Source organism: Peribacillus sp. NPDC096540 (assembly GCF_050278525.1).
Lineage (GTDB): Bacteria > Bacillota > Bacilli > Bacillales > DSM-1321 > Peribacillus.
Genome location: NZ_JBNNTG010000072.1, coordinates 1 through 9,272 on the forward strand (window position 1 = coordinate 1; position 9,272 = coordinate 9,272).

At 34.1% G+C, this 9,272-nt stretch carries 7 protein-coding genes and 2 pseudogenes; 7 read left to right on the forward strand and 2 right to left on the reverse strand.

Translation table 11 applies throughout. The features are described from left to right. Positions 1-471 (reverse strand): annotated as a pseudogene (locus ACQKMR_RS27580) (IS110 family transposase); the annotation flags it as partial. 224 nt (positions 472-695) lie between these two features. Here ACQKMR_RS27580 and ACQKMR_RS27585 point away from each other — a divergent pair. The 7 genes and pseudogenes from ACQKMR_RS27585 to ACQKMR_RS27615 all read left to right on the forward strand — a co-directional run bounded on the left by ACQKMR_RS27585 (position 696) and on the right by ACQKMR_RS27615 (position 8,271). After that, positions 696-1,307, forward strand: a complete 612-nt coding sequence (locus ACQKMR_RS27585) for an undecaprenyl-diphosphatase (RefSeq protein WP_427700118.1) — start codon at positions 696-698, stop codon at positions 1,305-1,307. A 404-nt stretch (positions 1,308-1,711) separates the two neighbouring features. After that, a pseudogene (locus tag ACQKMR_RS27590) lies at positions 1,712-2,473 on the forward strand (hypothetical protein); the annotation flags it as partial. A 1,353-nt stretch (positions 2,474-3,826) separates the two neighbouring features. Continuing rightward, the gene (locus tag ACQKMR_RS27595) at positions 3,827-4,315 is read left to right on the forward strand and encodes an RNA polymerase sigma factor (protein WP_376112872.1); all 489 of its coding nucleotides are present in this window, start codon (positions 3,827-3,829) and stop codon (positions 4,313-4,315) included. A 17-nt stretch (positions 4,316-4,332) separates the two neighbouring features. After that, positions 4,333-5,235: an RsiV family protein gene (locus ACQKMR_RS27600; protein WP_427700119.1), complete on the forward strand. Its 903-nt coding sequence runs from the start codon at positions 4,333-4,335 to the stop codon at positions 5,233-5,235. 293 nt (positions 5,236-5,528) lie between these two features. Beyond that, entirely contained in the window at positions 5,529-5,690 is a 162-nt protein-coding gene (locus ACQKMR_RS27605; RefSeq protein ID WP_352928083.1) for a hypothetical protein, read from the forward strand. Positions 5,691-6,176: 486 nt separating this feature from the next. Then, a complete protein-coding gene (locus ACQKMR_RS27610; protein ID WP_427700120.1) occupies positions 6,177-6,761 on the forward strand; it encodes a helix-turn-helix domain-containing protein in 585 nt (194 codons plus the stop codon). A 139-nt stretch (positions 6,762-6,900) separates the two neighbouring features. After that, positions 6,901-8,271 carry an MATE family efflux transporter gene (locus ACQKMR_RS27615; RefSeq protein ID WP_427700121.1) on the forward strand — a complete coding sequence of 457 codons (1,371 nt, stop codon included), beginning with the start codon at positions 6,901-6,903 and terminating at the stop codon, positions 8,269-8,271. A 366-nt stretch (positions 8,272-8,637) separates the two neighbouring features. Here the strand turns inward: ACQKMR_RS27615 and aac(6') are convergent, their stop codons facing one another. Continuing rightward, on the reverse strand, positions 8,638-9,072 hold the full coding sequence (gene aac(6') / locus ACQKMR_RS27620) for an aminoglycoside 6'-N-acetyltransferase (RefSeq protein ID WP_427700122.1): 435 nt from the start codon (positions 9,070-9,072) through the stop codon (positions 8,638-8,640). Between the last annotated feature and the right edge of the window lie 200 nt (positions 9,073-9,272).

Consider the following 9,272-nt stretch of genomic DNA (forward strand, 5'->3'; position numbering starts at 1 on the left):
ATGCTTTCTTGATACACACTAACTCTTTGGGCAACCTCTTGATCAAGTTTTTCAATCTGTTCAGTCAGAAAATCAATATGAGTTAGAATCGTTTTGAGCAGCATGCGTTGATGAGGATTCACATACCCATTCAGGGCAAGGATTAAATCATCTTTTTTCTTCTTCATCGAACTTCGCGCAAAGTTTGCTAGTTTGATATTTGCACCTTCAAGAACCTTTTGAATTCGATTATGCTGTCTAGCTCGTTCTTTCAATAATACTTCTGCGATAACGAACAAGCTCACGCAATTCTCGCTGATTTCGATCAGGGATAAAGCTTGCCTTCAACAACCCATGACGAAGGAGTTGAGCGATCCACTCAGCATCCTTGACATCTGTTTTTCGACCAGGGACTGCTTTCATATGTTGTGCGTTAACAACTAAAAATTCCATTTCTTCAGCCTCAATTAAGTTCACGATAGGCTTCCAAAATACATCAAAAGACGCTTTGCACATGCAATAGCTTACTATTTGTTTTTGCCTTCATTTTTAAACGACTATAGCACTAAACTCGCATTTATTTTTCTTTTTTAATTTATTTTTAACGTAATTTTCATAGGATGTTCAGGTTCCTTCGATACACTCAGAATGCATGTTTCTGGTCAACTTGATTTTAAATGAGAAACCAAAACCATATAAGCAAGGAGGTGAACAATATGAACTATGAAATATTTCAATGGATTAACGGTGGGTCCGGCCATTTCTCTTATCTAGATAGAGGAATGATATTCATCACTAATAGCGTTCCTTATGTGGTAATCGCACTTATGTTGTTACTATGGTTTATTGCAAACAAAGAAAAACGAGCGGAAAAACAGTACACAGCTATATACGCTGTTTTTTCTTGCTTACTTGGATTGTTCATAAACGCAATCCTTCACCTTGTCTACTATCATCCACGTCCATTCGTGGCACACCATGTTCATCAGTTAATACCGCATCCTGCTGACTCTTCGTTTGTAAGTGATCACTCGGTATTGGTATTCTCCATAGCATGTACGATGGTGCTACGAAACGACTCGTGGAAGTATCCCGTATTAGTATGGGCTATTATTGTTGGCATTTCGCGTATATTCGTCGGAGTCCATTATCCTGCAGACGTGATTGGTGGCGCCCTTATTTCATATGGGGCAAGCATATTCGTTATGCAGTCTTCCAAAAAATTGGAGCCTTTGGTACAAGTAGTGTTCTACATGTATGACAGATTAACGAAACATATCCCTTTCCTGGCTAAGTACAGCCATAAAGACCTAAGTCAAGAAAGATAAGGATTTTTTCAAATGGAAAATCGGCTGTAATAAGAGTTGAAATCCTACGGTTAATTGATAAACAGACTTTTTCTTATTATGGGGAAATGTTGTATTTTCTATTTTTGTCAGAGATGGAAATTGCTTTGTAACAATGACTACTTCCAAAAAGGAGATGTGTTCCATTAAAGAAAACTTAGCATTTTCTGAACAAACTGAAATGGTCCAACCTTCAGGTCGGTAAATGATATGCAAAGAATCACAAGTCACCATATTTTTTGGAATCGTCAAGATTATGGCAACCACTGTGGGAGAAACAGCGCAGACTTCCTTAATGATTAACTTGGATTTGGATGGGTATCCTTATTTAGAGAGAGAAATAAAATTAAGTTGTGGGAAACCACTTTAAAGAAAGGAAATTATATATGCAAGAAAACCAAAATAAAATGAAAATTTTACTTAACAAAGTGCCACAAGTGACGATTTTCTTTTGGATCATCAAAGTTTTGTGTACAACTGTTGGTGAAACATTTGCTGATTACATCAATTTCAACATTGGACTTGGTTTAACTCTTACTACCATTATTATGGGAGTTGCGTTTTTTATTGCATTGTTTTTTCAATTTAAAGCAAACAAATATGTTCCAGCCATTTACTGGGTAACAGTTGTTCTTATAAGCGTATTTGGAACACTTGTAACGGATAATTTGACAGATAATATGGGCGTACCACTTGAGGTTAGTACAGCTGTATTCTCGGTGTTACTAGGACTGACTTTTCTATTTTGGTATCTTAGTGAAAAAACACTATCGATCCACTCAATTTTTACTAGAAAAAGAGAGGTTTTCTACTGGCTTACGGTCCTTTTCACCTTTGCACTTGGAACAGCGGTCGGCGATTTATATTCCGAACAACTTGGTTTTGGTTATCTTAACACAGGAATAGGCGTTGTTATTATTATTGCTCTTGTGTTCTTAGCTTATAAATTTTTGAAACTTGACGGAGTATTAGCTTTCTGGATTGCGTATATTTTAACTCGTCCGCTTGGAGCGTCAATTGGAGATTACCTATCTCAACCAAAAGTAAATGGCGGATTAGGACTCGGGACAACCGTTACGAGTGTGATTTTTCTTATCGCTATTTTAGCAATCATCGTTTTCCTTGCCGTTTCAAAAATTGATACAAATGCTAAAAGTGATATAGCGGAAACAAACCAAAGTAATGCAAATAAGAAACATGTGCTAACACAAACGATTGTTGTACTCGTAATTTTCTTAGTTGTTGGTATAGGTGGTTATAACTGGCGCAGTAATAATATTGCATCACAAGGTGCTGCAGAGCAAGCTACATTAGCGGGTCAATTAAATGATTTTGTTAAAATTGAAAATGATATGCTAAACGCTGTAAATAAAAACGACTTTGCTTCAGCAAAAAAAGGCGCTGATAATTTGGAACATCAGTGGGATACACAAGAACCTAAGCTTCGAAAAATTGATAGCACTACATGGACAAAAATTGATGGAACAATTGACTCTGTGCTAGCAGCGGTTCGTTCTTCAAAACCTGATATTAATCAAAGCAAAACAGCACTTACTAATTCACTTAGTGTCTTAAAAGGTGCAAATAAATCAACATCAAAATCTGGTGCCTCACAAACTACATTATCTGGACAGTTAAACGATTTTGCAAAAATCGAAAATGATATACTAAACGCTGTAAACAAAAATGACTTTGCTTCAGCGAAAAAAAGGGCAGATGAATTAGAACATCAATGGGACACACAGGAACCTAAGCTTCGAAAAATCGATGGCGCTACATGGACGAAAATTGATGGAACAATTGATGTTGTATTAGCAGCAGTTCGTTCATCGAATCCTGATGTAAACAAGTGTAAAACAGTACTTAACAATTCACTTAGTACCATAAACGCAGCAAATAAATAATAATCTTAGGAATCGCCAATCGCGGTTCCTTTTTAAATGGAACCCTTATTAAACTAAACTGCCCCTTTATTTGCATAAGAAATGGAGCTATTTCCAGCCCCATATAGAAGTAAAGAACCCGTTAGTTGATTAACGTTTAATTTTTTTTATAATTAAAGTGAAAATTAAGAAGCCTAAAATACTACCAAAAGTATTTAACAATATATCATCAACATCAAACACGCCTAGTAGGGGTCAGACGACCCAAAAAAGAAAATTGTACGTTAATTAAGGGACTTTTCAAACGAAAAGCAGCTGATCATAGGATGTGTTTTTTTGTTTCATTTTATAATTTGAGCCGAATAATAACCGTATTCCTATAGAATATTGGAATACGCCTTCCTAGAATACCTTTTTTTACTGTCTACTTGAAAAGGGTTCGTTCTTTTTTCTTTATTTCCCTAGACCCCGAAAAATTAAATCAAATTTTTTCTAAAATAACTAACTATAACTGGACGTCCAGTAAATAATAATTTTTTATTTAAAACTTTTTGAACGAGTTCTCCGTTTAATAGATATAGAGCTCTAAAAATATTTTATTGAGAGGAATACAAGAAAGTGAAACAAATAAACTCGGATCAGCTGATCGCAGATTTTGTGATACAAAATAAAGAACAATATTATCGACTTGCTTTTTACTACGTAAAGAACAAAGAAGATGCGCTCGATATTGTACAAGAATCTATTATAAAAGCACTTTCGAAGAAAGAATCATTAGATAAGCCTGAACTTTTGAAGACTTGGTTCTATCGAATTGTCGTTAACACCTCCATAGATCTACTTCGAAAACAGAAACGTTTAGTGATTGTAGATGATGAAGTTCTAACAAGTCTTGACGATGGGAAGTTAGATCAATATACAGATTTTGATTTAAAAAACACTTTGGATTCATTACCAGTTCAATATCGTAGTGTCATTATGTTGAGATATTTTGCGGATTTTAAATTAGAAGAAATTGCAAAAATATTGGACGAGAATGTTAACACGGTGAAAACCCGGTTATATAAAGCTTTATCAATGTTACGAATTGAAATGAATGTAATTTAGAAAGGACGATAAAGACAATGACAGATCGCAAATTAGAGGATTTGAAAACTGATTTTAAAAACATTCAAATTCCAGACGAATTGGAATTTGTCGTGCGAAAAGCGTTACAACAAGGCGGAGTTCAACAAGTGAGTAAGAAAAAAAATCATAAGAAATTATATTCAGTACTTACTACTGCAGCTATCGCAACAATTTTTGTAACAGGAGTCAATACAAACCAATCATTTGCAGCTACTTTTTCAAAGGTACCGATACTTAATAGTTTAGTGAAAGTCGTTACTTTCCATGAGTTTACAGTAAATGAAGAACAGACAAAAGCAAACATTAAAGTACCAAAAGTAACCGGATTAAAAGATAAAAAATTTGAAGAGAGTTTAAATGAAAAATATCTTGCACAAGGAAAAGAACTTTTTGAAAGCTTTAAACATGATGTAAACTATTCGCAAAGTGTTGGTGGTGCTCATTTAGGTATTAAGGGTGGATATGAAGTAAAAACAGATAACAATCAGATTCTTTCGATCAAGCGTTACGAAGTCAGTACCTCAAACGGTTATTCTGTAACGCAATTTGACACAATCGATAAACAAAATGACATTTTAATTACATTACCAAGTCTATTTAAAAATGAAGACTACATTAATATTATTAGTGAAAATATCAAAAAACAAATGATTGAACGATATAATGCAGACAAAGAAAATGTTTATTATTGGGTAGAAGGAATTCCAAATGACATAAATTCAGAAGGTTTGTTCAAAAAAATTAAAAAAGAACAAAACTTCTATATCAATAAAGATGGTAAATTGGTTATTTGTTTCGACAAATACGAAGTATCACCAGGTGCATATGGCGAATCAGAATTTATCATCCCCTCAACTATTCTAAAGAATGTATTGGTAAGTAATACGTATATACATTAGGTAAAAAAAAATGCCTGCTCCAGAGATGCGAATACGAACGGTGCATCAATAAGCCTTAATTCTGGAACCGTTTATTATAATTAAAAATGAAAAAGGACTCCTTTAATAGAAAGGGGTTCTTTTTTTGTTCATAATTAAAAATTTTATAGGCTAGACCCTAGAAACGTTTTAGTTTAATAGAATAAAATCCACCTAAATAAATAAGGGGAGTTTTTTTTTGAAGGGCTATAGGGTTTAAACGGTTTACTTTAATAGAATATACTCCACTTGATTAAGTAAGAGGGGGAATTCAAATGTTAAATATGAAAGTTTATGTAGGCAAGGCAAAGAACAGGTGGAACAGTTTCACAGTAGGGATAATCGTAGGTATCGGAAATGATCAATATTACATAGTAAGGTTTAGAGATGGAAGGAAAACGTGGATTAGGAAAGATTGGATTTTGTTTTGGTATTAGAAAGCTGTCACTTTGACCGATAATTTGCACTTTAAGTGTTATTTTGCACATCCAACTTTAAAAAACCAGCTACCTTCATATGAAGATTAGCTAGGTTTCTTAATAATTTTTCCATTCATTTATATAATTATTCTGATACTTTTAGTAAAAAGTAACTGCTTATTGTTTAGTAATCGCACCCGATTGCGGAGGATTGAAAAATACGAAAAAGTTGCAAAAATAGTTCCTCAGATATTGTGTTAAAGCCCTCGTTACTTTTAAGTACACAACTTCAAATTGTCTTTTACTTTTGAAAAATCCTGATTTTTATTTTCCATATAGTTAACTATATAAGGAAGAATCCATAAACCAATAGCAGCAATAAATAGTCGATTGATTATAGTCATAAAAACATGATCAAAAGGAAAACAGGTAAACTCTACGGAGCGTTTGTTGTTCTAAACTTTATAAACCTCTAAGATAAAAAGGGAGCAGGAGGAGACAATGATGGATAATCGTAAAGTTGGAGAGTTAATTTATAATTTGCGAAAAGAAAAAGGGCTGACACAGAAACAAATAGCTGATCAAATGAACATTTCTGATCGAACGATTTCAAAATGGGAGCGTGGGTATGGCTGCCCAGATGTCACGCTATTACCAAGTTTATCTACCCTATTGGGCGTAAATATAGAAAATATTTTAGATGGCGAATTATCGTCGAATGAATTTGTAGGTGGAAATATGAAAAAATCAAATTATTTTGTTTGTTCGTCATGTAATAATATTGTATTAGCAACTGGAGATATAACCCTATCTTGTTGTGGGAGAAAGTTAGAACGATTAGAAGCGAAGAAAGCAACAGACGAAGAAAAACTATCCATTACAGAAATTGATCATGAATGGTATATTTCAAGCGACCACCCTATGACAAAAGATCATTATATATCATTTATTGCTGTTGCTACTGGTGATCAAGTTCAGATTATTAAACAGTATCCTGAATGGGGATTAAAAACACGTATCCCTAAACGTAAACACGGCAAACTGTTATGGTATGATACTCAATTCGGTTTATATTATCAGCTTTTATAATAATTTGTTAGATAAATGATCATATACGAGTTAGGACTGAAATGTTCATACTTGATGATTTTTCCCTCACTTTGTTTATAATCTTGATCCAAAAAGTGAGGGATTCTTTTGAAATGAAACCTATTAGGAGTTATATGAAATGAATAAATCTTTAAATGAAACTATTATTTTAGCAAAACCGATGATTGCTTTTCTCATACCTGTCATTTTTGCAAGTGTTTTGCAATCATTAGGTCAAGTATTTGGAATTATCGTCGTTGGGCAAACACTTGGAGTAGATTCTTTAGCAGCTATTTCTGCCTTCTTCCCTCTATTTTTTTTCTTAGTATCATTTGTCATCGGAATTGGATCTGGAAGTTCCATTCTAGTTGGGCAAACGTACGGTAGTGGAAATATCCAAAAAGTGAAAGAAGTCGTAGGGGTTACTTTAGCGTTTACGATGATTATTTCCATTGCTGTCGCCCTAATCGGAGGGCTCTTTACAGAAGATATTCTAAAATGGATGGGAACACCTGAGAATATTCTGATTGAAAGTGCAGAGTATGCACGTATTTTATTTGTTACATTACCCATTACCTTTATATATATGTGCTATACAACCTTTATGAGAGGTGTTGGCGATTCAAAAACACCTTTTTATTTTTTATTGATTAGTATTATCTTAAATATTGCCTTGCTGCCAATTCTTATTTTCGGTTGGCTGGGTTTACCAGAATTCGGATTAAATGGTGCTGCTTACGCTGCTGTATTAGCCAATTTCATTACACTTGTGATTCTGTTAGTATTTTTACACAAACGAAATCATGTACTCAAATTAGACTCCATTATTTTGAAACATCTTCACTTGAAAGGCTCCGTATTGAAAACCTTACTGAAATTAGCCATTCCTACTAGTATTAGTATGGTTTCAATAGCGCTGTCAGAATTCGCAGTCATAACTTTTGTAAATGATTATGGTTCCAATGCAACGGCTGCATATGGAATCGTGAATCAAATTGCAAGCTACGTTCAAATACCAGCAATGAGCATTTCAATTGCCATTTCAGTATTTGTTGCACAAGCCGTGGGATCTGGGAACGTTTCGAACATTAAACACATAACGAAAATAGCCATTACACTCAATTATCTCCTTGGCGGTATTCTCATTCTCATTCTTTACCTAATACCAAACCCGATTTTAAGAATCTTTTTAGACAACTCCGATACCATTAATCTCGCAAAAGACCTTATTATAATCTCATTTTGGAGTTATATTATTTTGGGTCACACTCAAGCAATCTCAGCAACAATGAGAGCAACAGGCACTGTATTATGGCCAACAATTTTTACAATCACGAGTATTTTGCTGATTGAAGTTCCAGTAGCATACTCCTTGTCACATTTTACATCACTTGAGATCAATGGAATATGGCTCGCCTATCCAATTGCATTCATCGTCAATTTCTTGGCACAATCTGCTTATCATCAATTTTTCTGGAAAAGGAAATCCCTAAAAGCACTATTAAATTAAACATACTAATGAAGCTGTTTGTTTCTCTTTAACAAATAGCTTCATTTACTCCATTGATTATCAAAGCCTTTATTTTCCTTTTATGCACAAACCTACTTTCACAAGCCATCCTCCATTAAAAGCCCGATTGCGGAGCAAAATTAAAAAAGCACTCTTTATCAAAAAAGCAACCAGTCAATATTTCTTAAACCCAATATTTTGTTCCAAAACTCGTACTTTTCTGAACACATGTCAAGGCGCTTTGAATACAAACTTGAATGCTTTTGATATTTAATCAGTTCTTTCATTACAGGAATATTGCACTGATAGCATCGTAACAAAATAATAAAGTCGTTAATTAGATTGGAGAATCTTCAATTTACGTACTTATAACATTTTTTTAAAACAAATAATCCGATTTGCTTCACTAAATCCTAATTTAAGATGCATTGCTAGGCTTTCTTTATTTTCTAATTCGCAGTCACTAGCAAACTCCTGGCAGCCTTTTTTCTTAGCCCAATTCTCACAAGTATTAACTAAATTTTTCGCAAAGCCTTGCTTGCGAAATGCTTCCTTTACATAAAGTCCCTCTAAATATCCTACCGGACTTGAACTTGTCCCTTCAACATAATCATATCGCAATTGGCATTGTGCAAAACCAATTGCTTCGCTGTTATGATAAGCTAAGATAATAGTCGAGTCAGGCTGAGCAATAATCTGCTTTATTTCTTGTATAAATGCTTCTAAATTGTTATCGGGCCAAAGCAGCAAAGCAAGTTGAGCAGCTTCTTTTGCTTCCGGTAACGTCGCCTCTCTTAACATATAAAAACCTCCAAATATTTAAATCTGCACTTTTATTGTATAAATAAACTAAAAAAGATGCTATGAAAATCCAGTTTCATATCTTTTTCCACTAATCTGCCCCGTTAGTTGCATAATCGAGTAGGGGGAAAATAAGTGTATTATTTTCGCCCCTCTCACAACACCGTACGTACGGTTCGCGTATACGGCGTTTCAATTTA

Bases quoted from the DNA above. Each gene is read 5' to 3' on its own strand.
- ACQKMR_RS27610 (WP_427700120.1), top strand. From the start codon at position 6,177: ATGGATAATCGTAAAGTTGGAGAGTTAATTTATAATTTGCGAAAAGAA.
- ACQKMR_RS27585 (WP_427700118.1), top strand. From the start codon at position 696: ATGAACTATGAAATATTTCAATGGATTAACGGTGGGTCCGGCCATTTC.
- ACQKMR_RS27605 (WP_352928083.1), top strand. From the start codon at position 5,529: ATGTTAAATATGAAAGTTTATGTAGGCAAGGCAAAGAACAGGTGGAAC.
- ACQKMR_RS27615 (WP_427700121.1), top strand. From the start codon at position 6,901: ATGAATAAATCTTTAAATGAAACTATTATTTTAGCAAAACCGATGATT.
- ACQKMR_RS27600 (WP_427700119.1), top strand. From the start codon at position 4,333: ATGACAGATCGCAAATTAGAGGATTTGAAAACTGATTTTAAAAACATT.